The sequence below is a fragment of the Ramlibacter sp. genome (assembly GCA_019635435.1).
Classification (GTDB): domain Bacteria; phylum Pseudomonadota; class Gammaproteobacteria; order Burkholderiales; family Burkholderiaceae_C; genus JAHBZM01.
The window spans coordinates 3174974-3200821 of record JAHBZM010000001.1; the positions used below are offsets into that span (position 1 = coordinate 3174974).

A 25848-nucleotide genomic window follows, 5' to 3' on the forward strand; every position below is an offset into this window, starting at 1 on the left:
GGGCCCGGCGGATCAGCGCGGGGCTAGCGCCGGATCAGCTCACACAGCTCGGTCAGGTTGGTCAGTGTGAGCTGCGGCTGGGTCTCGTGCGGCCAGAGGTGGTCCGAGCGGTTGACCCAGGCCGCCTGCATGCCCGCGTTCAGCGCGCCCAGCGCATCGAGCGTGACGTCGTCGCCCACATGCAGCACATCCTGCGGGGTCAGGTCCACGGCCCCCGCGGCGGCGTGGAAGATGCGCGGGTCGGGCTTGCCCACGCCAAACTCGCGCGCCGTGATCGCCGCGCGGAAATAGGCGCCCAGCCCCACGCGGTGCACATCGGCATTGCCGTTGGACAGGCTCACCAGCGGGTAGCGCGCCGCCAGAAATTCCAGCGCGGGCAGCACGTCGTCAAACAGGTCCACGCGCTGGCGCTCGGCAAAGAACACCTCGAAGGCCTGGTCGGCCAGCAGCGGGTTCTCGCCGGCGCGGTACAGCGCAAGGCGGATGGACTCGCGCCGCACCGCGCTGAGGTCGTGCTTGAGGTCGGGCCGGTTGGCGCCCATGTAGTCGCGGATTTCGCGCAGCGCCACCGGGCTGGAAAACAGCGCGGCCGACATCGGGGCATTTTCAGAGAGCCAGTCATGCAAGGCCTTTTCGGCGCGCTCGATGGTGGGCAGGATGGGCCAGAGCGTGTCGTCGAGGTCGAGGGAAATGGCCTTGATTTTGGAGATGTCCAGCATGGTCAGGGAGAATACCTCATGCCCTTTCGCACCGAACCTGAATTTGCCCACGGGCAGCCCGCGCGCACCGCCGTGCTGCTGTGCAACCTGGGCACGCCCGACGCGCCCACCGCGCCGGCCGTGCGCCGCTACCTTGCCGAATTCCTGGGCGACCCGCGGGTCGTGGAAATCCCGCGCGCGCTGTGGCTGCTGATCCTGCACGGCATCATCCTGCGCGTGCGGCCGGCCAAATCGGCGCGCAAGTACGCCAGCATCTGGACCGCCGAGGGCTCGCCGCTCAAGGTCTGGACGCAGCGCCAGGCCGAAATGCTGCAGGCCGCGCTCACGCAACGCGGCCACGAGGTGACGGTGCGCTACGCCATGCGCTACGGCAGCCCGGCCATGGCCAGCGAGCTGGACCGGCTCAAGGCCGAAGGCGCCACGCGGATCCTGATCCTGCCGGCCTACCCTCAGTACAGCGGCACCACCACCGCCAGCGTGCTCGACGCCGTGTATGCGTGGGCCGCGCGGCTGCGCCATGTGCCCGAGCTGCGCTTTGTCAACCGTTACCACGACCACCCGGGCTACATCGCGGCCCTGGCCAGCCGCATCAGCGCGCACTGGCAGCAGCATGGCCGGCCCGACCAGCTGGTGATGAGCTTTCATGGCGTGCCCGAACGCACCCTGCTGCTGGGCGACCCCTACCACTGCGAATGCCACAAGACCGCGCGGCTGCTGGCCAGCGCGCTGGGCCTCACGCCCGGCCAGTACACGCTCACCTTCCAGTCCCGCTTTGGCAAGGCCAAATGGCTGGAGCCCTACACCGAGCCCACGCTGGTGGCGCTGGCCCGGGCCGGCACCCAGCGCGTCGACGTGGTCTGCCCCGGCTTCACCAGCGACTGCCTGGAGACGCTGGAAGAAATCAACATGGAAGTGCGTGAAGCCTTCCTGCACGCGGGGGGCCAGACCTTCCACTACATTCCCTGCCTGAACGACGACGCCCCCTGGCTCGCGGCCCTGGCCGACCTCACCCAGCAGCACCTGGCCGGCTGGCCCACCCAGGCCGCGCCCGACCCGCAGGCGCTGGCGGCGCAGCGCACCGCCGCGCTGGCCGCCGGCGCAACCCAGTAACACCCCCGGGAGCACGCCAGAGCCGCCGCGTTGCGGCAATGGCATGATCGTGGGTTTCCCCGCCCGAACCGCTGCACGCCATGACTGAAGATTTGCCCCTCGCCCCCACTCCCGCCGCCGCCCCTACCGCCGAGGCCACGGAGCCCCGGCGCGACCGCCGCCGCAGTTCGCGCGGCAAGGGCGGCAAGGCCGCTGCGGGCAACACCGCGCAGGCCTCCGGCGCCCCCGCGGGCAACGACCAGGCGCAGGCCTCCCACCCGGCCAAGGCACGCGCCGCGCGCAGCCTGCCGGTGCTGGAGCAGCTTGCGGCGCTGTACCCCGCCCTCTTCGGCGAAACCTTCCTGCCACTCAAGCGCGGCATCTTCCAGGACCTGCTGGACGCCCAGCCCGGTGTGCTGGCGGCCGAGACGCTCAAGGACGCGCTGGCCTTTCACACCCGCTCCACGCGCTACCTGACCGCCGTGGCGGCAGGCCTGCAGCGCCATGACCTGCAGGGCCAGCCGGTGGAAGCCATGGCCCCCGAGCATGTGCACCACGCGCTGCTGGAAGTGTTCCGCCGCCGCCAGGGGCGCACGCCCGACGACCTGCGCCCCAAGCTGCGCGCGCGCATCGCACAGGCCTTCGAGGCCTCAGGCCTGGCCCGCGAGGACTACGCGCAGCGGGTGCGCGGGCGCGACGAGGCCGCCAACACGCTGCTGGACGAAGCCCTGGCCGAGGTGGCCGCCAGGGCGGCCCGTGAAGAGGCCTTGCTGCGCGCCTTCGAGGCCAGTGGCGAGCCCGTGGAGGCCTTCGCGGGCATGTATGGCCTGGAGCCGCGCGCGGCCGCCCGCATGCTCGAACAGGCGCGCCAGCGGCGCGCGCCGGCCGCCGCCTGAGCGCCCCGCGGGGCCGCCAGGGCCCCACGCGCAAATCGACGGGTTTAAAGTAAGGGGCCAAGGAGAACCCCTGAATGCACTTTGCAAGCCTTTCGAGAAGGATCATCACCACCGCAAGCATCTGCCTGCTTTCCCTCACACCCGCGCTGGCCCGCGACATGGTCAGCATCAAGGGCTCGGTCGTCAACATGCGCGCCGGCCCCGGCCTCAGCAAGGACGTGCTGTGGCAACTGGACCGCGGCTACCCCCTGCAGGTGCTCAAGCGCCAGGGCCGCTGGCTCAAGGTCCGCGATTTCGAGAACGACCAGGGCTGGGTCGCCCGTTCGCAGACCGGCCGCACGCCGCACCACATCGTCAAGGCTCCCATCGCCAATGTGCGCAAGGGGCCGGGCACCCAATACAAGATCATCGGCCAGGTCGAACGCTACGAGCTGCTGCGCACGCGCGGCAAGCAGGCAGGCTGGGTCCACGTTGAGCGCGCCAGCGGCAAGACCGGCTGGGTGGCCCGCCGGCTGCTGTGGGGCTGGTAAGCCGGTTTCTGGCGGGTTTTCAGGTCAAAAAGGCCTGGAGTCCAGGACTGGCGGCCACTTTCAGCTATCAATGTGATAGCAGGTCGCGCTCTTTCACCGACTCGATGAAGTTGCTCACGGCGTCCAGTTGGGACGGCACATTGAGCGCGGGCGCATGGCCGCAGCCCGGCACCTCGATCACATGGGCCAGCCCGCGCGCGCCCGGGCCGCGGTGGCGCATGGCCTGCGTGGTCTCGCTGAGCACCAGGTCGGAGTCCTCGCCGCGCAGGCACAGCACCGGCACGCGCAGCGCGTCGTAGTGGTCCCACAGGTCGTAGTCGGTCGGGTGGTCAATGAACTGGCGCACCATGGCCGGGTCGTAGTGCGGTGTCACGCGGCCGTCGGGCAGGCGGCGCGCCGAGGTTTCCGTCAGGCGGCGCCACTGCGCGTCGCTGAGCCAGCCATAGGGCTTGTAGACCTGGCGAAAGAAGGTTTCGAGCTCGGCCATCGTGTCAAAGGCCGGCGGGTTGCCCGCATAGGCCTTGATGCGCTCGACCGCGGGCGCCGCAAGCTGCGGCGCGTTGTCGTTGAGCACCAGGCTGCGGATGCGCTCGCGCAGCTGCGGCTGCAGCAGGCCGGCCGCGCACACGGTGCCAATGGCGCCGCCCATCGAGGTGCCCACCCAGTGCGCCTCGTCGATGCGCAGCCGCTCGAACAGGTCGGCGGCGATGCGCGCGTAGAAGGCCAGCCGGTATTCGTTGTGCGGATCGACCGCCCACTGGCTCAGGCCGCGCCCCAGCGTGTCGGGGCAGATCACGCGCCAGCCGCGCTCGCTCAGATGCGCGGCCAGCTCGTCCATGTCGCGGCCCGTGCGCGCCAGGCCATGCCAGGCGATCACGGTCTGCGTGTGCTGCGCGCCCCACTCGGTGTAGTGGATCTCGCGCCCCGCGCAAGTGATGTAGTTCGAAGTGAATGGCATGTCATGCCCCCTGATGTTCTTGTTACTGCCTGCCGCCGGGTCTATTTCAGAAGCTTGCCCGTGCTGCCGATCACCGTGACCTCGACGTAGTGCGAGCCGATGCGGTTCTCGGGAGAGTAGCTGACCGTGATGCCGCCCAGGTCGAACGCGCCCATGGACTCCAGGGCCCGGGCCACCCTGGCGCGCGTGGGCCTGGGTCCGGCCCGGCGCAGCGCCTCGACCAGCACCTTGGCCCCCAGGAACTGCTCGAAGCTGGTGTAGTTCACATGCTCCTGCGGCGCATATTTGGCCAGCAGCTTCTGGTATTCACGGATCACCGGCAGGTTGGGCATGTACGGGTACGGCACCACCTGGCTGATGCCCAGGCCGTGCGCGTTCCTCAGGCCCGCCAGGCGGACCAGTTCGGCCGGGTCGACCACCGAGATGTTGTACAGCTGCGCGCCGCCACCCGACTCGCGGTAGCGCTTGATGAAGGCCGCCGTCGGCTTGTTGATCGAGATCATGATGATGGCCTGCGCGTCCGAGGCCTTGATCTTCGCCACCGCCTCGTCCACCTTGTCGGTGTTGCGCTCGTAGCCCGCCGCCGCCGCGAGCTTGAGTCCGCGCTTGGCCAGGGCGGCCTCCACGCCAATCAGGCCGGCCTTGCCGAAGCCGTCGTCCTGGTACATCACGGCCACCCGCTTCATGCCCAGCGTGGTGACCTGCTGCACCATGTGCTCGGCCTCGTCGGCATAGCCGGCCCGCACATGGAAGATCCAGGGGTTGAACGGCGAGCGCAGCGTCTCGCCACCGGTGTAGGGCGCAACCAGCGGCGCTCCGCCGTCTTCCAGCACGCCGTCGGTCAGCAGCTTGCCCACATTGGCGGTGCCGGCAAAGCCGTACAGCGCCACCACGTCGGGGCGCGCCAGCATGTCGCGCGCCAGGCGCACCGTTTCGTCGACCTTGTAGCCATCGTCCTCGACGAGCTGGCGGATCCTGGCGCCATGAACGCCGCCCTGCGCGTTGACCCAGTCGAAGTAGATCCTGCCCCCCACCACCATCTGGCGGCCCGTGCTGGCCAGCACGCCCGACAGCGGCGCCACCTGCCCAATGGTGATGTCGGCCGGCGCCGCGACCGCGGCCTGCCCCCCGGCCCACAATGCCAGCGCCAGTGCGGCGCGTTGTCCCAACGACTTGAACGATGTCATGCTTGTCTCCTCAGTTGTCCTGAATCCGACCAGCTCCCTGATGTTCCTCAGCCCGTTCCTCAGTCCGGCACGCTGAGCGTGGTGCCCGAGAATCCGATGGCGTTGGCCGCGGCCGGCGTGGCGGCAATGGCCGGCACGTTGGCGGCCGCAATCGCCGGCGCGGCGCCCGGTGTGCCGCCACGCGGCGTGGTGCGCACCACCTGGCTTGGCGGCAGGGCCTTGCCGGCGCTCAGGTGGTCGTACATCGCGTCCAGCGCGCGGTTCAGGTAGACATGCAGCGGCACGTAGCGCGTGTCATAGCCCGGCAGCACGGTGGGCAGGCCAATGAAGCTGTCAAAGTGCTGCGCATTGGTGACCTCGATGTAGCTGAGCCGGCTGGCGCTGCCTTCAACGACCTTGTTGAGCGCGGTGTAGGGCCGCGAGGTGTGGTTGACCGGCAGCAGCGCGTCGGAGCGGCCATGCACGATCAGCGCGGGCTTGCCGCGCAGGTTGCCGTTGCGCCGGGTCTCGTCCACGCCCGCCTGCAGCTTGAGCGCGGCCGCATCGGTGCCGGTCACGAGGTTGCGCAAGCACAGCGCGCCGGCCAGGTTCCAGTCGGCCACGCCGGCTGCGTTGAACGACAGGAAGTCGCGCGCCGCGCCGAACAGGCCCTTGTTGTTGACCAGGTTGATGCCGCCGGTGGGCGGCACGCCGTTGCCCGTGGCAAACAGCGGGGCCACCGCGGCATCGGCCAGCGGAACCACGCCGCCGGTGGCGGCCGTGGCCGCGAAGCTGAAGCCGCACAGGCTGTCCTTGACGCTGGCGCGCGAGAGCGCGTTGGCGAAGGTGACGGCCACGGCGGGCGCCACTTCAAAGGCAGACAGCGAGGCGTGCAGGTCCGACGACTCGGGCTCCCAGCCGTAGGCCAGCAGCTTTTGCAGTGCCTCCTCGGCCTGGGTCGCCGTGGTGGTGGCGGTCAGCAGGCCCTGGGCCTTGAGCGAGGCGCAGCGGTTGGGCGCGACCGGGAAGGCCGCGCCGGCAAAGCCGGCCGCGTAGGCCGCGGCATAGGGCGTGGCCGCCAGCGAGGGCGCCAGCGAGGCGCAGGACTGGAACAGGTTGGCCTGGGTGGTGAAGTCGATCAGCGTCTTGCCAATGACCGCCACCGTGGCGCTGCCCCGGCGCACGCTGACGCCCGGGTTGGCCGGCAGTTCCACCGCTGGCTCGGACACGGCGACGCCGTTGATCAGGCCCTGGGTGTCGAGCTCGGCCGCGGCAAGGGCCGCACCTCCGCCATTGGAGATGCTCGAGGCGATCACGATGGTGTTGGACGGCTTGAGCAACACATAGCGCTGGCCCGTGCCGTCCTTCTCGCCAAACTGCTCGTTGAGCACGTAGTAGGCAAACTCCACCGCCTGCAGCGTGTGGCGGCCCCAGTCCTTCTCGGGGTTCTGGCCCGAATGCGCATGCTTGAAGGCAAAGCGGTTCGGCGTGGCGGTGTTGAAGGCCGCCAGGTCGGCCGCTGACAGGCCGGCGTTGAAGGCCGCCGACTTGCCCGCCGCGGTGGCGCCGGCGCGCGTGCCGTCGATCAGCGGCACGGTGTTGTTCTGCAGGTCGTGCGGCGCACCGCCCGTGCCCTTGTCGGCATAGGCCACGGCGCAGCCGCGCTTGAGCCCCCACTCGCCGGTGGAGATGCCGCCGTACACGCCCCGTGAACCGGACGCCGTGGCGGTGATGATGCAGGGCCGCGACTTGTCAAAGCCCGCGGGCACCTGGACCATCAGGGTCACATTCTTCTGGCCCGTGCCATCGTCGGCGAACGCGATGAATTCGGTGCCGGCCACCTTGCCCTCGCCAGCGGTGACGTTGCCGGCCGCGTCCACGTTGGGCCCGTACAGCGTGCCGTAGCCGCCGGCCGTGGTCATGTCCAGGATGGCGCGGTAGTTGGTGTAGATGGCCAGGCGGCGCAGTTCCGCCGCCGTGGGCTTGAGCGGGTCGGCGAAGCTGGGGGCCACGGCCGCGGCCAGGCCGGTCTTGCCCAGGCCCGCGGTGAGCAGGTCGTCGCTGTTGCCGTCATAGGTGGCCTGGCGGATGTCGCCCAGGTAGGCCGGCTTGACATTGGGCGACAGGTTGGTGGAGCCGCCGCAGCTCGCGAGCGCGGCCAGCGCCAGCAGTGAGGGCAGCAGCCGGAGGGAATGCGTCATGGGAGAGTCCTTGTGTTGCGGGCGCGCAGCCGTCCGACCACGCCCGTTGGGAAGTAATAGACCGAGAGCACGAACAGCAGGCCCAGCCACAGCAGCCAGCGGTCCGGCGACAGCAGGTTGGCCAGCCACGGCGCCCCGGCGGCGGCCTGGCTGGCCAGGCGCAGCAGGTCCTGCAGGTAGCCCTGGGCCACCACGAACAGCACCGAGCCGATGACCGCGCCATAGACCGTGCCCATGCCACCGATCACCACGATCAGCAGCACGTCCAGCATGATTTCGAACGACAGCGAGGTGTCGGGCCCGTTGTAGCGCAGCCAGACCGCGAGCATGGCCCCGGCCAGCGTGGCGAACAGCGCCGAGAGGATGCTGGAGGTGGTGCGGTAGACCACCACGCGGTAGCCGATGGCCTCGGCGCGGAACTCGTTCTCGCGGATGGCCTGCAGCACGCGGCCAAAGGGCGAGTTGACGATGCGCAGCAGCGCCAGCACCGCGAGCACCGCCACCGCGAACAGCAGGTAGTAGGTCAGCAGGCGCCCGTCCACGTCCACGCCCAGGAACGGCGACTCCAGGAACTCCGTGCCCGGGCGCAGCAGCTCGGGCACCTTGAAGCTCAGCCCGTCCTCGCCGCCCGTGATCTGCGAGAGCTGCGACGCCAGCGTCTGGAACGCCGAGGCCACCGCCAGCGTAATCATGGCGAAGAAGATCGCCCGCACGCGCAGCGAGAACAGCCCCACCGCCAGCGACAGCACCAGCGACACCAGCAGGGCCGCGCCCACGCCGGTGAACAGCGCCAGCCAGTCCGCCCCCATGCGGGTGGAGGCAATGGCCACGCCATAGGCACCAATGCCGAAGAACATGGTGTGGGCAAAGCTCACGATGCCGGTGTAGCCCAGCAGCAGGTCAAAGCTGGCCACCAGCACCACGAAGATCAGCACCTTGGCCGCGATGTTCAGCGCCTTGACGCCCGGAAAGATGAAGGGCGCCAGCGCGAGCGCCAGCACCAGGCCCATCAGCAACACCGCCAGCACGCGGCTGCGCGGCAGGTCTGCGGAAAGCAGTCGGTTCAGCATGCCCTGTCCTCAGCGGTTGGTCACGGGGTAGACCCCCTGGGGGCGCCACAGCAGGATGGCGACCATCAGCGCGATGTTGGAGAACAGCGCGACCTTGGGGGCCAGGAAGCCGGTGTAGTTGGCCATCAGCCCGACCAGCAGCGCGCCGATCAGCGCGCCTGCGGTCGAGCCCAGCCCGCCAATGATGATCACGATGAAGATCAGCACATTGACCTGGGCGCCGATCTGCGGCGTCACGTTCTGCTGGTAAAGGCCCCACATCACGCCACCGAGCCCGGCCAGCGCGCTGCCCGCGACGAACACGCCAATGAACATGCGGCGGATGCGGTAGCCCAGGGCCTCGACCATCTCGCGGTCCTGCACCCCGGCGCGGATCAGCAGGCCGAGCTTGGTGCGCGACAGCGTCCAGGCCAGCGCGCCGAACACCAGCAGGCCCACGATCACGGCAATCAGGCGGTACTTCTCCACCGCGGCGTCGCCAATCAGGATGGCGCCGCGCATGCCCTCGGGCAGCGGCAGCGGAATCTGCAGCGGCCCCCAGATGACCTTGATCAGCTCCTCGCCGATGATCATGCCGCCCATGGTGATCAGGATCTGCTTGAGGTGGGCGCCGTACACCGGCCGCACGATGAAGCGCTCGAAGGCCAGCCCCACGGCCCCGGCCACCAGCATGGCGATCAGCATGGCCGGCAGCACGGCCACCAGGTTGCGCCAGAGCTCGGCCGAGCCGGTCCAGTCGCCCATGGCGCCCAGCACGCTGGTGGCCACAAAGGCGCCCAGCGCGATGAACACGCCGTGGCCGAAATTGAGGACGTCCATCAGCCCGAACACCAGCGTCAGGCCCGAGGCGATGATGAAGATGATCATGCCCATGGCCAGCCCGGCCACGGTCAGCGTGAGCCAGGTGGAGGCGGAGCCGATCAGCGGCAGCACCAGCAGGGCCAGCACCGGCACCAGGGCCAGCGGCTTCCAGTCAAGGTCTTTCATAGCGCCAGTCCCAGCAAGGAGGTCTGCAGGGCCTCGTCCTCGGCCAGCGCCTGCATGGAGCCGGCATGGACGACCACGCCGTTGTCCATGACGGCCACGCTGTCGCCCAGTCGCTTTGCAAAATTGAAGTTCTGCTCGACGAGCAGGATGGTCACGCCCGCCGCCTTGAGCTGGGCGAAGGCGTCGATCATGTTGTTGATGATCGCGGGCGCCAGGCCCTTGCTGGGCTCGTCCACGATCAGCAGTTCGCGCGGCTCCACAATGGCCCGCGAAACGGCCAGCATCTGCTTTTGCCCGCCGGACAGCTTGCCCGCGGGGTGGTTCCAGAATTTTTCAACGGCCGGGAACAGCGAGAAGATCCACGCCAGGCGCTCCTCGTCCATCTGGCTGGCGCTGCGGGCCTGGCGCGCGGCCAGCAGCATGTTTTCCTTGACCGTGAGGTCGGAGAAGATGCCCATGTTCTCGGGCACGTAGGCGATGTTGAGCCCCGCGATCTGCGGCGTGCTCATATGGGTGATGTCGTCGTCATTGAAGCGCACGCTGCCATGCGAGGCCCGCCACAGGCCCATGATGGTGCGCAGCGTGGTGGTCTTGCCAGCGCCGTTGCGCCCCAGCAGCATGGTGAGCTGGCCCCGCGGCACCGCGAGGTCCACCCCGTGCAGGATGTGGTACGCGCCAATGTGGGTGTGCACGCCCGAGAGTTCGAGCAGGTTCTTGCTCATGCGGCCTCCCGTGCAATGCCCAGGTAGGCTTCCTGCACCACCGGCGACGCGATCACCGCGGCGGGGTCGCCATCGGCCACCAGCGAGCCGTTGTGCAGAACGATGATGCGGTCGGCCAGCTCGCGCACCACGTCCATCTTGTGCTCGACCAGCAAAATGGTCTTGCTCTTGTCTTCCTTGAGCTTGCGGATCAGGTTCAGGATCACGGGGGCCTCGGCCGCGTTCATGCCGGCCGTGGGTTCGTCGAACATGAACACCTTCGATTCGAGCGCCATCAGCAGCGCCACCTCCAGCTTGCGCTGGTCACCATGCGGCAGGCTGGCCACGACCAGGTCGCGCCGGTCGTCCATGGCCACCGCCTCCAGGATGTCCATGGCGCGCTGCGTCAGCGCGCCGTGGTCGCTCCAGATGCTCCACAGGTTCAGCCCGCGCCGGTGGGCGCCTTCGCGCGCGGCCTGCACCGCCAGCCGCACGTTCTCCAGCACGCTCAGGTTGGGGAACAGGTTGGTGAGCTGGAAGGCCCGGCCCAGCCCGGCGCGGGTGCGCGCCGAAGCCGGCAGGCCCGACAGGTCACGCCCGTCCAGCGACACCGTTCCACTGGACGCCTTGAGCTGGCCCGAGATCAGGTTGAAGTAGGTGGTCTTGCCCGCTCCGTTGGGGCCGACGATGGCGGTCAGTGTGCCCGGCTCGAAGGAGCAGGTCACACCGTTGACCGCCACGTGGCCGCCGAAACGGATGGTGAGATCCCGGGTGGCTAGCAAGCTCATGGTCTCCAATGGTCTGGTGAAGGGTCAGGTGGCGTGGCTCAGGGGCAGGTGCCAATCACGTAGTAATTGGTGCCCGTCATCTTGAGGGTGGTGGTGACAAACGTGTTCCACAGGCCCATGTTCTGGCCCGAGCCATTGGCATAGGTGTAGCCGCCGGACTGGTAGGCACGGCCGGCCGTGGTGTGGGCATAGTTGCTCGCGGTGTAGCAGGTCGCGGGCGGCGGCGCCGAGCCGGTGGTGGTGCCGGTGGCGGCGGCCGAGGCCGCGCCTTCGGTGCCATTGCTGTCGGCGGCCTTCACGGTCCAGCTGTACTGCGTGGCGGCGGCCAGGCCGGTGTCGGTGAAGTTGGTCGCGGTCACCGGCAGCGCATTGGACTTGTTGCCGCCGCGGTACACGTTGTAGCTGGCGGCGCCGGTCACGGCGTTCCAGGTGATCTTCATCGTGGTCGTGGTGGCGTTGGACGTGGCCACGCCGGTGGGCGCGGCCAGCGTGGTCGTGCCGCCACCACCACCGCCGCCGCCACCACCGCTGCCGGTGCCCGAGGCCACGCGGTCCACCATGGCCTTGATGGCGGCCATCTGGGTGCCGGCCTTCTGCGCGAAGTTGGAGCCGTACCAGCCGATCCAGTCCCAGCAGGCGTTGGGGTTGGCCAGCGAGCCGCTGGCCGCCGTGCTGCGGCTGGTGTTGTCCACCTTGGTCTGCGGGAACAGGACGATGATGTTGTTGGTGTCGGCCCAGCGGGTGTAGCCGGTGTTCTTCACGTACTTGTCGCCGATCTTGTCGGTGCTCTGCTGGCAGCCGTGCAGCGCGACGTGCAGCTTGCACTGCGTGCCGCTGGCGCAGCTCGCGGGCACGTAGATCCAGCCCGTGGCGGCCATGCCGGGGTTGCTGGTGAACTGGGTCTGGTTGAACTCGATGTAGTTGGCGGCAGCCGGCGAGTTGTTGCGCGCGGCCAGGGTGCCATAGAACTTGGTCAGCGCGGCCTTGGCGCCGTCGTAGCCGCAGTTGCTGATGTAGGGCGAGGCGCTGCTGCTGCACGAGTTGTTGCCCGTGCTGTCAAAGTCGGTGGGGAACACGTGGGCCGTGCTGGCGCGCTGGACGTATTCCAGGTTGCCCGAGGGCACGCCGTTGTTGGTGTACTGCGTCTGCACGGCGTTCATGGGGTTGGGGCCCACCGTGTAGTCGCTGGTGCCAACGAACATGTAGATCTTCTGGCTGGCCACGTTCGACTTGTTGTCGATCTGCGAGCCGCTCCAGCTGTTGATGTCCGACTGCATGGTGCTGAGCATGCTGCTGCTGATGCTGGCGTTGTACATGCAGGCCGTGTAGTTGCTGTGGCCGGCGCACATGAAGGGGCCGCCCGCGAACACGCCCACCCCCATGAAGGTGGACGAGTACGCATAGCCCAGCTGGTTGGCCATGAAGCCGCCCGCGGACAGGCCGGACACCGATATCTTGGAGGTGTCCACGTTGTACTGGCCAAGGTTGACCGCCGCTGAAGCGGCGCCGCAGCCGAAGGCCGCAACCGCGGCAAGGGTACGAAGCAATCTGAACGTCATTTGGGTTGTCTCCTGGAGAGTTTTGAAAAAACTTCACCTGCCCCCGTGTTGCCGGGGGTACCTCATTCAACGGATCACAAAAAGAGGGGCGGCCGCCCCTGTGAGGCCGGCCCCGCACCGCAAGGGCCGGGGCCACCTCAAACCGGGCTACCGCTTGTTGCGGATCGGCACGTTCATTTCGCTGGGCTTGATCTCCTTCACGAGATGCAAGTCAGCCATCGCACCCTGGCGGGCACCGGGCGCCACGCGGAAGTGGTACATCGACTGCATGGCCTGGTGGTCTTCCTTGCGGAAGGTCATGGTGCCCTTGGGCGTGTCGAAGCTCATGCCTTCCATGGCGGTGATGAGCTTGTTGGTGGCGGTGTCGCCATTGGTCTTCTTCAGCGCGGTGACCACGGCCATCGCGGCCGAGAAACCGCCGGCCGTGAAGAAGTCAGGCGGCGACTTGTAGCGCGTGTAGTGGTTGGTCACGAGCCAGAGATTGGGCTGGTTCTTGGAAAACGCGAAGTAGTAGTAGCTCGCGCCCTCCATGCCCGGGAACTGGTTGTAGGCCACCATGGCGGGCAGGATGTTGCCGCCCGTGGCAATCTCGATGCCGTAGCGCTTGAGGTCCAGGTCGGCGATCTTGAACGGGTTGCCGGCGCCAGCCCAGACGATCCAGATGACCTTGCGGCCCGGCTGGTCCTTGAGCTTGTCGATCAGGCGCTGCGCGCCCGCGGTGAAGTCGGTGGTGTTGGCGGGCAGGTATTCCTCGTGCACGATCTTGGCGGTCTTGACGGCCTCCTTGAAGGCCTTCACGCCGTCACGGCCAAAGGCATAGTCCTGCGCCAGCGTGGCAATGGTCACGCCCGGCTTGTCCAGCGCCACGGCGTTGGAGATCGCGTCCTGCGAGCTGTTGCGGCCGGTGCGGAAGATGTACTTGTTCCACTTCTCGCCGGTGATCGAGTCGGCCACGGCGGGCTCGATCACGAGGATCTTCTTGTATTCCTCGGCCACGGGCAGCATGGCCAGCGCCACGCCCGAGGACGTGGGACCGACCGCGATGTCGGCCTTGTCGTCGGAGTAGGCCGTGGCCAGCAGCGACTTGCCCAGGTCGGGCTTGCCCTGGTCGTCCTTCTCGATCACGACGAGCTTGCGGCCATTGACCGTCATGGTGCCACCGGTGGCGTACTCCAGGCCCATCATGAAGCCGGTGGTGGTCTGCTTGCCGTAGGCCTCCAGCGGGCCGGTGATGCTGTGCACGTGCGCGATCCGGATCTCCTTGGATTGAGCGAGCGCGAAGGGGGAGGTGAAGGCGGTGGCTGCCAGTGCGGCGAGCGCCACCCATGATCGACGGTGCATGGAAGTCTCCTGTTCTAGTGGAATTGCAAAACTGTCGCACCACTATTGCACAGGCCATGCCAACCCGCATGTCATTGATTCATAACGATATTTTCACACCAATTCTGAGGATTGTCTGAAAATCAGACAGTTTCAAATGTCTGGTTTCAAGTCATTGTCTGAAAATCAGACAATGCCCGGAAGCCGTTCATAGAGCTTGGCGCGTGAAATGCCTAGCAGGCGCGCCGCCGCAACCTTGTTGCCACGGGTCGCCGCCATCGCGGCTTCGATGGCGCGCTGCTCCACCTCGGCCACCTGCTCCGCCAGCGGCCGCAGCACCTCGGGCGGGGCTTCGGCCACCAGGGGGGCGCCCGGGCTTTCGCGGGGAACGGCGGCAATCTGCTTGACACCGGATTCCCGCAGCACCTGCTCGAGTTCGGAGGTCTCGATGTGCTGGGAGTCGCTGCGCATGGCGGCCTGCTCCAGCACATTGCGCAGCTCGCGGATGTTGCCGCGCCAGGTCTGCGCCGACAACAGGGCCAGCGCATCGGCGCTGAGCTCCGGCGCGGCCGAGCCGCTGCGCAGCGCCATGTCCTCGCCCAGCACCTCGACCAGGGCCGCGATGTCGGCGCGCCGCTCGCGCAAGGGCGGCACGCGGATGGGCAGCACGTTGAGCCGGTAGAACAGGTCCTCGCGGAACAGCCCCTCGCGCACCAGCGCCCCCAGGTCGCGCGAGGTGGCCGCGATCAGGCGTGCATCGAACGGCACCAGCTTGTTGGAGCCCAGCGGTTCGATCTCGCCCTCCTGCAGCGCGCGCAGCAGCTTGGCCTGCAGGGCCTGCGGCATGTCGCCGATTTCGTCCAGGAACAGCGTGCCGCCGTCGGCCAGCTTGAACTTGCCGTCGCGCCCCTTGCGCTCGGCCCCGGTGTAGGCCCCCGGCGCCACGCCAAAGAACTCGGCCTCCAGCAGGGTGTCGGGCACGGCCGCGATGTTGACGCTGATCAGCGGCCCGCGCGCGCGCGGCGAGGCCGCATGGATCGCGTGGGCCAGCAACTCCTTGCCGGTGCCGGTCTCGCCGAGCAGCAGCACCGGGCTGGACGACTGCGCGGCGCGCCGGGCCTGGCGCTTGACCTCGACCGCGGCCGGGCTGCCGCCCACAAAGCTGGCAAAGGTGTACTTGTGGCGGCGCTGGCTCGCCAGTTCGCGCCGCGCATCGTCCAGGTCGCGCTGCAGGTGCGCGAACTTGCTGATCAGCGGCTGCAGCGTGGTCTCGGGGTGGTCAAACAGCACGATGCCGATGGCGCCGATCAGCTCGCCGCCCTCGTCGCGCAGCGGGATGCGGCTGACCACGAAGGTGCCGGCCTTGTTGGTCAGCAGGTCGATCAGCACCGCCTGGCCGGTTTCCAGCACGCGCCGCATCTGGGTGTTGGGCACCACGTCTTCCACCATGTGGCCGACGAACTGGTCCACCGACGAGAAGCCCAGGTCGGGCAGGAAGCGCTTGTAGCCTTCGTTAACCCAGACGATGCGGCCGGCGCGGTTGACCAGGAACATGCCCTGGCTGACGCTGGAGAACAGGTGGAACATCGACCGCGCCGCGAGCTCCAGAATGCTCTGGGCGTCGCGCGGGAGGATGTCGTTGTCTTCCATGCGCGGATGTTACCGCGCATGGTCAGGCTACAAGGCGGCAGTCTGCGCGCGCTGCATGCGCCTGAGCACACGCGGCGCCACCAGCACCGCGATGATGATCACGAGCATGGCCAGCGACATGGGCCGCTGCAGGAACACCGACCAGTGGCCCTCGCCAATCGACAGCGCGTTGCGCATCTGCGCCTCGGCCAGAGGACCCAGGATCATGCCCACCACCACGGGGGCCGTGGGGAAATCGAAGCGGCGCATCAGCACGCCCAGCAGGCCGATGCCATACAGCAGGTACAGGTCGAACGCACTCTGGCGCATGCCGTAGGCGCCGACCGTGGCAAAGATCAGGATGCCCGCGTACAGCTGCGGCTTGGGAATCTTGAGCAGCTTGACCCACAGGCCCACCATGGGCAGGTTCAGGATCAGCAGCATCACGTTGCCGATGTACAGCGAGGCGATCAGCGCCCAGACCAGCGCGGCCGAGGTGGTGAACAGCTGGGGGCCGGGCTGGATGCCGTAATTCTGGAACGCGCCCAGCAGGATGGCCGTGGTGTTGGAGGTCGGGATGCCCAGCGTGAGCAGCGGGATCAGCGCGGCCGTGACCGTGGCGTTGTTGGCGGCCTCGGGGCCGGCCACGCCCTCGATCGCGCCCGTGGTGCCGAACTCGGCCTTGTCCTCGGGGTTCTTGACCAGCTTCTTCTCGACGGCGTAGCTCAGGAAGGTGGGAATCTCGGTGCCACCGGCCGGGATGCAGCCAAATGGCGCGCCGATGGCCGTGCCGCGCAGCCAGGCCGGCACGGAACGCTTCCAGTCGCGCGCCGTCATGTGAACCCGGCTCATCGCGTTCTGGGTCTCGGAGGTGCGGCCTTCGTAGATGGCCGCGTAGAGCACCTCGGCCACGGCGAACAGCCCCACCGCGACCAGCACGATCTCGATGCCGTCCAGCAGTTCGGGCACGCCACCGGTGTAGCGGGCCTGCCCGGAGATCTGGTCGAGGCCGACCAGCCCCGCCGCCAGCCCGACGAACAGGGCCGTCATGCCGCGCAGCGTGCTCTTGCCCAGCACGGCACTGACCGTGGTGAAGGCCAGCAGCATCAGCATGAAGTACTCGGGCGGCCCGAGCTTGACCGCGAACTCGGCCACAAACGGCGCAAACAGCGTGACGATGACGGTGGCAATGGTGCCGGCCACGAACGAGCCAATGGCCGAGGTGGCCAGCGCGGCGCCCGCGCGCCCGCTCTTGGCCATCTTGTTGCCCTCCATGGCCGTCACCATGCTGGCGGTCTCGCCCGGCGTGTTCAGCAGGATCGAGGTGGTCGAGCCGCCGTACATGGCCCCGTAGTAGATGCCCGCAAAGAAGATCATCGAGGCGGTGATGTCGACCTTGGCGGTGATGGGCAGCAGCATGGCCACCGCCACCGCCGGGCCGATGCCGGGCAGCACGCCAATGGCCGTGCCCAGGGCGCAGCCCACGAAACACCAGAGCAGGTTGGAGAGGGTCAGCGCCGACGCGAAGCCACTCATCAGGGCATTGAAGATGTCCATGTCAGATCCAGCCGGTTGAAGTCAGGCCTGGCAGGTTGATCGCCAGGAACTGTGTGAACGTCCAGAACACGGGCGCTGAAATGGCAAGCCCGGTCACCGTGTCCACGGCCCAGACCTTGGGCAGGCCCGCCGCCTGCCCCGCCGCGCGGCGCAGGCCCTGCACCGCAAGGACATAGCACAGCGTGCAGCTCAGGATGAAGCCCAGCGTGGTGATCAGCGCGGCATTGGCCAGCAGCCCGGCCGAGACCCAGACAAAAGCCGGCCAGTGGGCCTCGCCGCCGGTGGGCTCCTCCATCTGGCGAAAGCCGCCGGTGCGGGCCTCCCAGATCATCCAGGCCCCGCAGACCGCGAGCACCCCGGCCACCAGCCAGGGCAGGAAATTGGGACCGACGCCGCCGTAGCCGGCGTCGGACGAGATGGACACAGCCCCGGCGCCCAGCGCCAAGCCCGTGAGCAGCACACCGCCGCCCACGAGCGTCTGTATCAGCGAGGACGAATTCGCGTGATTCATGGTTTCTCCAGACAGGTGCCGCGGCACCCGCCGCGGCTTTGTTGTGACTTCAGGCCATGCCGGAGAGGTACATGATGGCGCGCAGGGAAGAGAATTCGTACTCCACGAATTCATCAAACTCCTTGCCGGTCATGAGGGCCGGGGTCCAGGCGTTCTTCTTCAGGGCCTCGGCCCAGAACTTGGTCTTGGTGGCCTTGACCACCAGGTCGGTCAGCGCGGCGCGCTGGTCGGCCGTGATGCCCGGCGCGCCATAGACGCCGCGCCAGTTGCCCAGCACCACGTCGTAGCCCTGCTCCTTCAGCGTGGGCACGTTGATGCCCGGCAGGCGCTTTTGCGAGGTCACGCCGATCGGCTTCATCTTGCCCACTTCGATGTACTCGGAAAACTCGCTGTAGCCGCTGCCGCCCACCGTGACGTTGCCGCCCAGGATGGCCGCCGTGGCCTCGCCACCGCCGCGGAAGGCCACGTAGTTGACCTTCTTCGGGTCCACGCCCACCTGGCGCGCCAGCATGCTGGCGGCGATGTGCTCGGTCGAGCCGCGCGAGCCACCGCCCCACTTGACGCTGCCCGGGTCCTTCTTGAGCTGCTTGACCACGTCGGCCATGGTCTTGAACGGCGAATTGGCCGGCAGCACGAACACGTTGTATTCACTGGTCAGGCGCGCGATCGGCGTGGCCTGCGTGAGATTCACGGGCGGCTTGCCCGTGATGATGCCGCCGATCATCACGGCGCCCATCATCATCAGCGCGTTGGGGTCGCCCTTGGCGCTGTTGACGAACTGCGCCAGGCCCAGCGCGCCGGCCGCGCCGCCCTTGTTTTCATAGGTCACGCTATCGGCCGCAGCGGCCTCGGTCAGGGCCTTGCCGAGGGCGCGGCCCGTGGTGTCCCAGCCACCACCCGGGTTGGCGGGGATCATCATCTTGATGTTGGCGGCGGCACGGGCCGACAGCGGCAGCGCGCCGGCAGCGGCCAGCGCGGCCAGGGATTTGAGAAAGGTATCGCGACGCATGGTGCTTGTCTCCTGAGTTTGTGGAAGGCCGGGTGATGATGCGGCGCGTGCCTGTCAATCGGCTGTCCCGGGCCTAGGGGAAATCACTAGGTCGGTCCCGCGGGCTGGCCGCGAGGCAGGCGCGTTAACCTCGGCGTCTGTGTCCATCCAGCTCCTCATCGTCGAAGACGACCCCTCCATGCAGGCCACGCTGCGGCGCACGCTCAGCCGCCGGGGCATGGAGGTCACCAGTTGCACCGACGGCCGGCTGGCACTGGACAGCTGGCGGGACTGCGACCCCGACGTGGTGATGCTGGACCTGACCCTGCCCGGCCTGGACGGCCTGCAGGTGCTGGAGCAGGCCCGCCGCGCGGGCCTGACCACGCCGGTGCTGATCCTCACGGCCCGCGGCACCGTGGGTGACCGCATCATCGGCCTGAACACCGGGGCTGACGACTACCTGCCCAAGCCCTTTGACCTGGACGAACTGGAGGCCCGGCTGCGCGCGCTGGCGCGCCGCCGCGGCGACGCCCCCGCGCCCGCCGCAGCCGGCGCCCAGACCGTCGGCGCCCTGCGCCTGGAGCGCGAGAGCGGCGCCATCTACCACCGCGACCAGGTCATGGAGCTGACCCCGCGTGAACTCGCGTTGATGCGCGCGCTGATGGTCAAGCCCGACCATGCGGTGTCCAAGGAAAAGCTGTTCGAACTGGTGTTCCCCGGCGAGGACGACGTGCAGTACGAGGCCATCGAGGTGGTGGTGTACCGGCTGCGCAAGAAGCTGGCCCACACCGGCGTCACGCTGATGACGCTGCGCGGGCTGGGTTACCTGCTCAAGGCCGGCGAATGACGGCGGCGGTGGCGCCCCGGCCCCGGCCGCTGTCACTGCGGCGTTACCTGCTGATGGGCATCCTGCTGCCGATCGGCCTGTTCGTGTTCATCAACACGGTGAGCCTGTACCGGCAGGCCCTGGGCGCCGTCAACATCGCCTACGACCGCACGCTGCTGGCCTCGGCCAAATCCATCGGCGAGCTGCTGGATGTGGACGGCTACGATGCGGCCGCGAAACTGCGGGTGACCGTGCCCTATGCGGCGCTGGAGGCGTTCGAGGCCGACAACCAGAGCCGGATGTTCTACCGCATCTCGACGCCGCAGGGCGAGATGGTGTCGGGCTTTGCCGACCTGCGGCCCTGGCACGGCCAGCTGCCCGAGCGCAGCCCCTATGCGGCGCTGGTGGACTTCTATGACGACCGTTACAACGGCGAGGAGGTGCGGGTGGCGGTGCTGCTGCAGCCCGTGGTCAGTTCCCAGGGCCGCGGCATGGCCGTGATCCAGGTGGCCGAGACGCTGGAGCTGCGCCAGGCGCTGGCGCGCAAGGTGCTCGTGGACACGCTCTGGGCCCAGGCCGTGCTGGTGGCCGTGATTGCGCTGGTGGCGGTGGTGGTGGTGCAGCGCGCCACGCGGCCCGTGCGCCGCCTCAGCGCCGAGCTGCAGGCCCGCCCCGAGGGCGACCTGAGCCTGATTGCCGCGCCCGATGCGCCGCGCGAGCTGCTGCCGCTGGTGGACGCCACCAACCAGGTCATGGAGCGGCTGCAGCACCTGCTGGACCACCAGAAGCGCTTCGTGCGCGACACCTCGCACCAGCTGCGCACCCCGCTGGCGGTGCTCAAGACCCAGGTGCAGTCGGCGCTGCGCGGTGACATCGAGCCCCAGCAGGCGCTGCAGGAAATCAACCTCACGGTGGACCGCGCCACCGCCCTGGCCAACCAGATGCTGGCGCTGGCCAAGGTCGAGCAGTTGCGCCAGCAGGCCGACGCCAGCACCGTGGACCTAGCCGACATCATGCGGGCCGTGGCCATCGACCTGTCTCCCCTGCTCGCGGCGAAGAACATCGACTTCGAGATCAGCACCGTGCCGGCGCCCGTGCGGGCCCATGAATGGAGCCTGCGCGAGCTGTCGCGCAACCTGCTGCACAACGCGATCAAGCACACGCCCGACGGCGGCGCGGTGTCGGTGCGGGTGGTGACCGACGCGCACCACGCCGCGCTGACCGTGGCCGACAGCGGCCCGGGCATCGCGGGCGAGCTGCGCAAGCGGCTGTTCCAGCCGTTCTCGGCCGGCGATGTGCGCAGCGGCTCGGGCCTGGGGCTGGCCATCTGCCACGAGATCGTGGCCGCGCTGGACGGCAGCATCACGCTGGACAACCGCGAAAACCACGGCCAGGTGGCCGGCCTGGACGCCACGGTGCGGCTCGCGCTGGCGCACAATCCCGACTGATGGACCGACTGCGAATCGACAAGTGGCTCTGGGCCGCGCGCTTTTACAAGACGCGCTCGCTGGCCACGGACGAGATCAACAAGGGCCGGGTCCAGGTCAACGGCCAGGACGCCAAGCCCGCGCGCGAGGTCAAGGCCGGTGATACGGTGGCCGTGCGCCAGGGGTCGGTGCTGCGTACCGTGGTCGTGCGCGGCCTGAGCGGCGCGCGCGGCCCGGCGCCGGTGGCCCAGGCGCTCTACGAGGAAACACCAGAAAGCTGCGCGGCGCGCGAACAGGCGGCCCGGCAGCGAGCGCTGTCGCGCGAGCCGGCGCTGAGCATTGAACACGGGCGGCCCACCAAGCGCGAGCGCCGCGAACTGGATGCCACACGCGGCTGGGGCGACCGCTGGAGCGCGTCGCTGGAGCCCGACTCCAAATAGGATTTGCTACTTTTTTGGTAGCGCAAAGTGGCCGCCAGTCCTGGACTCCAGGCACTTTTGACCAGAAATCAGCGCAAAACAGGGGCGATGGACAGGCGCCGGCGCAGTTCGGCCACCGCGCTGTCCACCGTGGTGAGCACCGGCAGGCCGGTACGCTGCATGACCGGCGCGCGGGCCCGGGCCATGCTGAACTGGGCCAGCGCGATCACCGAGACGCCCTGCGCCTTCAGCTGCAGCGCGGCCTGCACGACCTGCTCGTCGTGACGCTGGCCATCGCCCGAATTGAGCGCGTCCAGCGCGCCAGCCGCCAGCACGCTGGCCTGCAGCACGCCCGCGGGAAACTCCGCCGGCATGGACGCCAGCGTGGGGGCAAAGCTGGCGATCAGGCCCACGCCCCCGCCCGACTTCGCGGCGTCGGCCACCATGGCTTCATTGGGTTTGAGCACCGGCAGGTGGGCATGCTGGCGTGCCACGGCCTCGATGCACGGGCCAAAGGCCGAGCAGGTGAACAGGATGGCATCGCTGCCGCAGTCCGCCGCGTACTGGGCCAGGCGGGCAAAGCGCTCGTGCATGAAGGCATCCAGGCCCCGCCCGCTGGCGGCCAGGTCGGCCGAGAGGCTGTCGTCCAGCAGGTTCATGCGCGTGGCCTCGGGCCAGTCGCGCGCGAAGGCTTCATTGATGGGCGCCACCGAGTGGCTCAGGGCGTGGATCAGGGCGATGCGGGGCATGAAGGCGTGGCTCCCGGGCTCAGGCCGGCGCGGCGGCGGGGGCCTCGCGCCGCGCACGCTTGCGCTGCAGGCCAAACACCACCAGCAGCAAGGCAAAGGCCGGCAGGAACAGCCATTCCTTGTCGGGGCGGTCGGCCGGGACTTCGATGGAGGTGATGCGGAAGCCCTGCTCGATCCCCAGCTTCTCGGCGGTCGAGCCGAACTTGACCGACATCACCTGCACCGCATCGCCCTGCGCCATCACGCTCAGGCCGATCCTGCCCAGCCGCTGGGGCGCGGGCGCCACATCGCCCAGCGGCAGCAGCACGCCCTTGCGCACCTCCTTGCCGTCGATGTTGGTGCCCTCCACCCAGACCCGCTTGCGGGTGCCGGCCTCGGCCTTGTCCACCAGCGGCATCAGCTGCGACGCCGGCACGGTCTGGTACGGCGGGTACACCATGTCCCACCAGAAGCCGGGCCGGAACAGCGTGAAGGTCACCAGCAGCAGCGCCGCCGTTTCCCACAGGCGCGAACGGACGATGAAATAACCCTGCGTGGCCGCGGCGAACACCAGCATGGCCACGGTGGCGCTCACGATGGTGATGGCCAGGTGCCAGACCCCGTCGATGCCGATCATCAGCAGCTGCGTGTTGAAGATGAACAGGAATGGCAGGATGGCCGTGCGCATGCTGTAGAAAAACGCGGTCACGCCGGTCTTGATCGGGTCGCTGCGCGCGATCGCCGCGGCTGCGAACGACGCCAGCCCCACAGGTGGCGTCACGTCGGCCATCAGCCCGAAATAGAAGACGAACAGGTGGACCGCGATCAGCGGCACCAGCAGGCCGCTTTGCGCGCCCAGCTCCACCACCACCGGCGCCATCAGCGTGGACACCACGATGTAGTTGGCCGTGGTCGGCAGGCCCATGCCCAGGATCAGGCTGATGAAGGCCACCAGCAGCAGCATGATCATGAGGTTGCCGCCCGACAGCAGTTCGACCAGCTCCGTCATCACGAGGCCGATGCCGGTCAGCGACACGGTGCCCACGATGATGCCGGCCGCGGCCGTGGCCACGCCGATGCCGATCATGTTGCGCGCGCCAGCCTCCAGCCCGCCGACCAGGTCCATCACCCCGAGCTTGAGCGCATCGGCATAGCCGCCGCGCCCGCGCATCGCGGCCATCAGCGGGCGCTGCGTGAGCATCACGAAGATCATGAACAGCGTGGCCCAGAAGGCCGACAGCGCGGGCGACAGCTGCTCGATCATCAGGCACCAGATCAGCACCACCACCGACAGCAGGTAGTGCAGGCCACTCTTGAGCGTGGGCGCGGTCTCGGGCAGTTCGAACACCGGGGCATTGGGGTCGTCCAGTTCGAGTTCAGGCTGGCGTGAACCCAGCCAGAGCAGGCCCACATAGGCCGCGAGCAGACCGATCCCGATGAGGTAGACGGCCCCGCCGGGCAACGCCGTCTTGATCCAGCCCACGCCGTAATAGACCACACCCGACAGCACGATGAAGCCCGCCACGGTGGAGGCGAACGACAGCAGGCGCTGCATGGCCGTGCTGTTGCCGCGCCGGGGCAGCCCCTGCAGGTTGGCCTTGAGCGCCTCCAGGTGCACGATGTAGAACAGCGCGATGTACGAGATGATGGCCGGCAGGAAGGCATGCTTGATCACCTGCGTGTACGGAATGCCCACGTACTCCACCATCAGGAAGGCCGCGGCGCCCATGACCGGCGGCATGAGCTGGCCATTGACCGAACTCGACACTTCGACGGCGCCGGCCTGGTCGGGCCGGTAGCCCACGCGCTTCATCAGCGGGATGGTGAAGGTGCCCGTGGTCACCACATTGGCGATGGACGAGCCCGAAATGATGCCGGTGGCCGCCGAGGACACCACCGCCGCCTTGGCCGGCCCGCCGCGCAGGTGGCCCAGCAGCGCGAAGGCCGACTTGATGAAATAGTTGCCAGCGCCGGCCTTGTCCAGCAACGAGCCAAACAGCACGAACAGGAAGATGAAGCCATTGGACACACCCAGCGCGACGCCAAACACGCCCTCGGTGGTCAGCCACTGGTGCGACATCACGCGCGAGATCGATGCGCCCTTGTGGGCGATCATGTCGGGCATGTAGCGCCCGCCAAAGGTGTAGCCCAGGAACACCAGCGCCACGATCACCATGGGCAGGCCCAGCGCGCGGCGCGTGGCCTCCAGCAGCAGCACGATGCCGATCACCGCCACCACCAGGTCCTGGGTGATGGGTTGGCCCGGGCGCGTGGACAGCTCGCGGTAGAAGATGAACAGGTAGGCCGCGCAGAAGGCGCCCACCAGGGCAAAGATCCAGTCGGTGACGGGCACCCGGTCGCGCGGTGAGCGGCTGAAGGCCGGGTACGCGAGAAACGCCAGGAAGATCGAGAACGCCAGGTGGATCGAACGCGATTGCGTGTCGTTGAACACCAGCACGCCCGTGGAGAACGGCAGCGGCGAGGCGATCCACAGCTGGAACAGCGACCACGCGAGCGCCACGCCCAGGATCAGGCGGCTGACGGCCGGGCCGGGGCTGCGCCCACCCGCATCGTTGTCAGCCACCAGCTGGTTGACGTCCAGCGCCTCGACCTCGACGGCCTTGTCCTTTTTCTTGCCGAACATGGGCATCTCCTCTCGGTTGATTCCTTCACCGACCGCGTTGACGGGTCATGCGATCACAAACAGCAGGGGCTCCCCTCAAGGGAGCCCCCGAGGCCCTTCACGGGCCTTGCAGGTCAGGTCCCCGGATTACATCCAGCCCTTTTCCTTGTAGTACTTCACGGCGCCCGGGTGCAGCGGTGCCGACAGGCCGTCATGGATCATGTGCTTGGGGTCCAGATTGGCAAACGCGGGGTGCAGCTTCTTGAACTCGTCGAAGTTCTCGAACACGGCCTTCACCAGCTCGTACACCGTGGCGTCAGGTACCTTGGCCGTGGTCACAAAGGTGGCCAGCACGCCGTAGGTTGGCGTCGGGTTCGGGTTGCCGGCGTAAATGCCGCCCGGGATGTTGACCTTGGCGTAGTACGGATTTTCCTTGACCAGCTTGTCCACCGCCGCTCCGGTCAGCGGCACCAGCTTGGCGCCGCAGGTGGTGATCGGGTCCTGGATGTTGGCCGAGGGGTGGCCCACACCGTAGAAGAAGCCGTCGATCTTGTTGTCGCACAGCGCAGCGCCATGCTCGTCGGCCTTGAGCTCCGATGCCAGGCCAAAGCTGGCCGTGGTCCAGCCCATGGCGCTGAGCAGTTCTTCCATGGAGGCGCGGGTGCCGGAGCCGGGGTTGCCGATGTTGAAGCGCTTGCCCTTGAAGTCCTCAAACTTGCTGATGTTGGCTTCCTTGCGGGCCAGCACGGTGAAGGGCTCGGGGTGCACAGAGAACACGGCGCGCAGGTCCTTGAAGGCGCCATCTTTCTCGAACACCTTGGTGCCCTTGGTGGCGTGGTATTGCCAGTCGGACTGGGCGACGCCGAAGTCCAGTTCACCGGCGCGGATGGTGTTGATGTTGAACACCGAGCCGCCCGTGGATTCCACCGAGCAGCGGATGCCATGGCGGGCACGGTCCTTGTTCATCAGGCGGCAGATCGCGCCGCCCGCGGCGTAGTACACGCCCGTGACGCCACCGGTGCCGATGGTGATGAACTTCTGCTGTGCCATCACGGGGGCGCTTCCCAGCGCCGCGGAAAATGCCGCTGCCGCGACCAGGGCCTTGAGTACAAATTTTGCAGACATGTCGACTACTCCTCAGTGAAAAATCGGGTGG

Annotated in this window: 23 protein-coding genes; 6 read left to right on the forward strand and 17 right to left on the reverse strand. The window is 68.1% G+C overall.

What is annotated here, in order from left to right; all coding sequences use genetic code 11:
• Positions 1-23: 23 nt before the first annotated feature.
• Positions 24-719, reverse strand: a complete 696-nt coding sequence (locus tag KF796_15340; protein MBX3588008.1) for an HAD-IA family hydrolase — start codon at positions 717-719, stop codon at positions 24-26.
• Positions 720-737: 18 nt separating this feature from the next.
• On the opposite strand from KF796_15340, the gene hemH reads away from it, so the two are divergent.
• The 3 genes from hemH (at position 738) to KF796_15355 (ending at position 3234) form a co-directional block, all read left to right on the forward strand.
• Positions 738-1829, forward strand: a complete 1092-nt coding sequence (hemH, locus tag KF796_15345) for a ferrochelatase (protein ID MBX3588009.1) — start codon at positions 738-740, stop codon at positions 1827-1829.
• A gap of 80 nt (positions 1830-1909) precedes the next feature.
• On the forward strand, positions 1910-2704 hold the full coding sequence (locus KF796_15350) for a Fertility inhibition FinO (GenBank protein ID MBX3588010.1): 795 nt from the start codon (positions 1910-1912) through the stop codon (positions 2702-2704).
• A 74-nt stretch (positions 2705-2778) separates the two neighbouring features.
• Positions 2779-3234, forward strand: a complete 456-nt coding sequence (locus tag KF796_15355; protein MBX3588011.1) for an SH3 domain-containing protein — start codon at positions 2779-2781, stop codon at positions 3232-3234.
• Between the two features lie 67 nt (positions 3235-3301).
• Here the strand turns inward: KF796_15355 and KF796_15360 are convergent, their stop codons facing one another.
• From KF796_15360 to KF796_15420, 13 genes are all read right to left on the reverse strand, one after another.
• A complete protein-coding gene (locus KF796_15360) occupies positions 3302-4192 on the reverse strand; it encodes an alpha/beta hydrolase (protein ID MBX3588012.1) in 891 nt (296 codons plus the stop codon).
• A 41-nt stretch (positions 4193-4233) separates the two neighbouring features.
• On the reverse strand, positions 4234-5379 hold the full coding sequence (locus KF796_15365) for an ABC transporter substrate-binding protein (GenBank protein MBX3588013.1): 1146 nt from the start codon (positions 5377-5379) through the stop codon (positions 4234-4236).
• Between the two features lie 59 nt (positions 5380-5438).
• Positions 5439-7559 carry a D-(-)-3-hydroxybutyrate oligomer hydrolase gene (locus tag KF796_15370; GenBank protein ID MBX3588014.1) on the reverse strand — a complete coding sequence of 707 codons (2121 nt, stop codon included), beginning with the start codon at positions 7557-7559 and terminating at the stop codon, positions 5439-5441.
• Entirely contained in the window at positions 7556-8629 is a 1074-nt protein-coding gene (locus KF796_15375; protein ID MBX3588015.1) for a branched-chain amino acid ABC transporter permease, read from the reverse strand. The genes KF796_15370 and KF796_15375 overlap by 4 nt, the downstream gene beginning before the upstream one ends.
• Positions 8630-8638: 9 nt before the next feature.
• Positions 8639-9616: a branched-chain amino acid ABC transporter permease gene (locus KF796_15380; protein ID MBX3588016.1), complete on the reverse strand. Its 978-nt coding sequence runs from the start codon at positions 9614-9616 to the stop codon at positions 8639-8641.
• Positions 9613-10338 carry an ABC transporter ATP-binding protein gene (locus KF796_15385; GenBank protein MBX3588017.1) on the reverse strand — a complete coding sequence of 242 codons (726 nt, stop codon included), beginning with the start codon at positions 10336-10338 and terminating at the stop codon, positions 9613-9615. Before KF796_15385 ends, KF796_15380 begins: the two co-directional genes overlap by 4 nt.
• Positions 10335-11105 (reverse strand): ABC transporter ATP-binding protein, encoded by a 771-nt coding sequence (locus KF796_15390; protein MBX3588018.1) that lies wholly within the window; start codon positions 11103-11105, stop codon positions 10335-10337. The genes KF796_15385 and KF796_15390 overlap by 4 nt, the downstream gene beginning before the upstream one ends.
• Positions 11106-11143: 38 nt before the next feature.
• Complete coding sequence (locus KF796_15395; protein ID MBX3588019.1) at positions 11144-12664, reverse strand: hypothetical protein; 1521 nt, start codon at positions 12662-12664, stop codon at positions 11144-11146.
• Positions 12665-12811: 147 nt separating this feature from the next.
• Complete coding sequence (locus KF796_15400) at positions 12812-14005, reverse strand: substrate-binding domain-containing protein (GenBank protein MBX3588020.1); 1194 nt, start codon at positions 14003-14005, stop codon at positions 12812-12814.
• Positions 14006-14170: 165 nt separating this feature from the next.
• Positions 14171-15634 carry a sigma 54-interacting transcriptional regulator gene (locus KF796_15405; GenBank protein MBX3588021.1) on the reverse strand — a complete coding sequence of 488 codons (1464 nt, stop codon included), beginning with the start codon at positions 15632-15634 and terminating at the stop codon, positions 14171-14173.
• Between the two features lie 27 nt (positions 15635-15661).
• The gene (locus KF796_15410; GenBank protein MBX3588022.1) at positions 15662-17170 is read right to left on the reverse strand and encodes a tripartite tricarboxylate transporter permease; all 1509 of its coding nucleotides are present in this window, start codon (positions 17168-17170) and stop codon (positions 15662-15664) included.
• Position 17171: 1 nt separating this feature from the next.
• Complete coding sequence (locus tag KF796_15415; GenBank protein ID MBX3588023.1) at positions 17172-17681, reverse strand: tripartite tricarboxylate transporter TctB family protein; 510 nt, start codon at positions 17679-17681, stop codon at positions 17172-17174.
• A 49-nt stretch (positions 17682-17730) separates the two neighbouring features.
• A complete protein-coding gene (locus KF796_15420; GenBank protein MBX3588024.1) occupies positions 17731-18690 on the reverse strand; it encodes a tripartite tricarboxylate transporter substrate binding protein in 960 nt (319 codons plus the stop codon).
• A gap of 145 nt (positions 18691-18835) precedes the next feature.
• Between KF796_15420 and KF796_15425 the strand changes: the two genes are divergently transcribed.
• Genes KF796_15425 through KF796_15435 form a run of 3 tightly spaced genes read left to right on the forward strand, consistent with a single transcriptional unit; the run spans position 18836 to position 21362 of the window.
• A complete protein-coding gene (locus KF796_15425) occupies positions 18836-19516 on the forward strand; it encodes a response regulator transcription factor (protein ID MBX3588025.1) in 681 nt (226 codons plus the stop codon).
• Positions 19513-20943 carry a sensor histidine kinase gene (locus KF796_15430; GenBank protein MBX3588026.1) on the forward strand — a complete coding sequence of 477 codons (1431 nt, stop codon included), beginning with the start codon at positions 19513-19515 and terminating at the stop codon, positions 20941-20943. The genes KF796_15425 and KF796_15430 overlap by 4 nt, the downstream gene beginning before the upstream one ends.
• Positions 20943-21362 (forward strand): RNA-binding S4 domain-containing protein, encoded by a 420-nt coding sequence (locus tag KF796_15435; protein ID MBX3588027.1) that lies wholly within the window; start codon positions 20943-20945, stop codon positions 21360-21362. Before KF796_15430 ends, KF796_15435 begins: the two co-directional genes overlap by 1 nt.
• Positions 21363-21430: 68 nt before the next feature.
• On the opposite strand, the gene KF796_15440 is transcribed toward KF796_15435, so the two are convergent.
• The 3 genes from KF796_15440 to KF796_15450 all read right to left on the reverse strand — a co-directional run bounded on the left by KF796_15440 (position 21431) and on the right by KF796_15450 (position 25817).
• On the reverse strand, positions 21431-22090 hold the full coding sequence (locus tag KF796_15440; protein ID MBX3588028.1) for an arylsulfatase: 660 nt from the start codon (positions 22088-22090) through the stop codon (positions 21431-21433).
• Positions 22091-22109: 19 nt separating this feature from the next.
• Complete coding sequence (locus KF796_15445) at positions 22110-24713, reverse strand: TRAP transporter permease (GenBank protein ID MBX3588029.1); 2604 nt, start codon at positions 24711-24713, stop codon at positions 22110-22112.
• A 126-nt stretch (positions 24714-24839) separates the two neighbouring features.
• On the reverse strand, positions 24840-25817 hold the full coding sequence (locus KF796_15450) for a TAXI family TRAP transporter solute-binding subunit (protein ID MBX3588030.1): 978 nt from the start codon (positions 25815-25817) through the stop codon (positions 24840-24842).
• Positions 25818-25848 lie beyond the last annotated feature (31 nt).

What these genes read in the sequence shown, in the direction of transcription:
- KF796_15340 (MBX3588008.1), bottom strand. Translation starts at nt 719, where the DNA reads ATGCTGGACATCTCCAAAATCAAGGCCATTTCCCTCGACCTCGACGAC.
- hemH (MBX3588009.1), top strand. Translation starts at nt 738, where the DNA reads ATGCCCTTTCGCACCGAACCTGAATTTGCCCACGGGCAGCCCGCGCGC.
- KF796_15350 (MBX3588010.1), top strand. Translation starts at nt 1,910, where the DNA reads ATGACTGAAGATTTGCCCCTCGCCCCCACTCCCGCCGCCGCCCCTACC.
- KF796_15355 (MBX3588011.1), top strand. Translation starts at nt 2,779, where the DNA reads ATGCACTTTGCAAGCCTTTCGAGAAGGATCATCACCACCGCAAGCATC.
- KF796_15360 (MBX3588012.1), bottom strand. Translation starts at nt 4,192, where the DNA reads ATGCCATTCACTTCGAACTACATCACTTGCGCGGGGCGCGAGATCCAC.
- KF796_15365 (MBX3588013.1), bottom strand. Translation starts at nt 5,379, where the DNA reads ATGACATCGTTCAAGTCGTTGGGACAACGCGCCGCACTGGCGCTGGCA.
- KF796_15370 (MBX3588014.1), bottom strand. Translation starts at nt 7,559, where the DNA reads ATGACGCATTCCCTCCGGCTGCTGCCCTCACTGCTGGCGCTGGCCGCG.
- KF796_15375 (MBX3588015.1), bottom strand. Translation starts at nt 8,629, where the DNA reads ATGCTGAACCGACTGCTTTCCGCAGACCTGCCGCGCAGCCGCGTGCTG.
- KF796_15380 (MBX3588016.1), bottom strand. Translation starts at nt 9,616, where the DNA reads ATGAAAGACCTTGACTGGAAGCCGCTGGCCCTGGTGCCGGTGCTGGCC.
- KF796_15385 (MBX3588017.1), bottom strand. Translation starts at nt 10,338, where the DNA reads ATGAGCAAGAACCTGCTCGAACTCTCGGGCGTGCACACCCACATTGGC.
- KF796_15390 (MBX3588018.1), bottom strand. Translation starts at nt 11,105, where the DNA reads ATGAGCTTGCTAGCCACCCGGGATCTCACCATCCGTTTCGGCGGCCAC.
- KF796_15395 (MBX3588019.1), bottom strand. Translation starts at nt 12,664, where the DNA reads ATGACGTTCAGATTGCTTCGTACCCTTGCCGCGGTTGCGGCCTTCGGC.
- KF796_15400 (MBX3588020.1), bottom strand. Translation starts at nt 14,005, where the DNA reads ATGCACCGTCGATCATGGGTGGCGCTCGCCGCACTGGCAGCCACCGCC.
- KF796_15405 (MBX3588021.1), bottom strand. Translation starts at nt 15,634, where the DNA reads ATGGAAGACAACGACATCCTCCCGCGCGACGCCCAGAGCATTCTGGAG.
- KF796_15410 (MBX3588022.1), bottom strand. Translation starts at nt 17,170, where the DNA reads ATGGACATCTTCAATGCCCTGATGAGTGGCTTCGCGTCGGCGCTGACC.
- KF796_15415 (MBX3588023.1), bottom strand. Translation starts at nt 17,681, where the DNA reads ATGAATCACGCGAATTCGTCCTCGCTGATACAGACGCTCGTGGGCGGC.
- KF796_15420 (MBX3588024.1), bottom strand. Translation starts at nt 18,690, where the DNA reads ATGCGTCGCGATACCTTTCTCAAATCCCTGGCCGCGCTGGCCGCTGCC.
- KF796_15430 (MBX3588026.1), top strand. Translation starts at nt 19,513, where the DNA reads ATGACGGCGGCGGTGGCGCCCCGGCCCCGGCCGCTGTCACTGCGGCGT.
- KF796_15435 (MBX3588027.1), top strand. Translation starts at nt 20,943, where the DNA reads ATGGACCGACTGCGAATCGACAAGTGGCTCTGGGCCGCGCGCTTTTAC.
- KF796_15440 (MBX3588028.1), bottom strand. Translation starts at nt 22,090, where the DNA reads ATGCCCCGCATCGCCCTGATCCACGCCCTGAGCCACTCGGTGGCGCCC.
- KF796_15445 (MBX3588029.1), bottom strand. Translation starts at nt 24,713, where the DNA reads ATGTTCGGCAAGAAAAAGGACAAGGCCGTCGAGGTCGAGGCGCTGGAC.
- KF796_15450 (MBX3588030.1), bottom strand. Translation starts at nt 25,817, where the DNA reads ATGTCTGCAAAATTTGTACTCAAGGCCCTGGTCGCGGCAGCGGCATTT.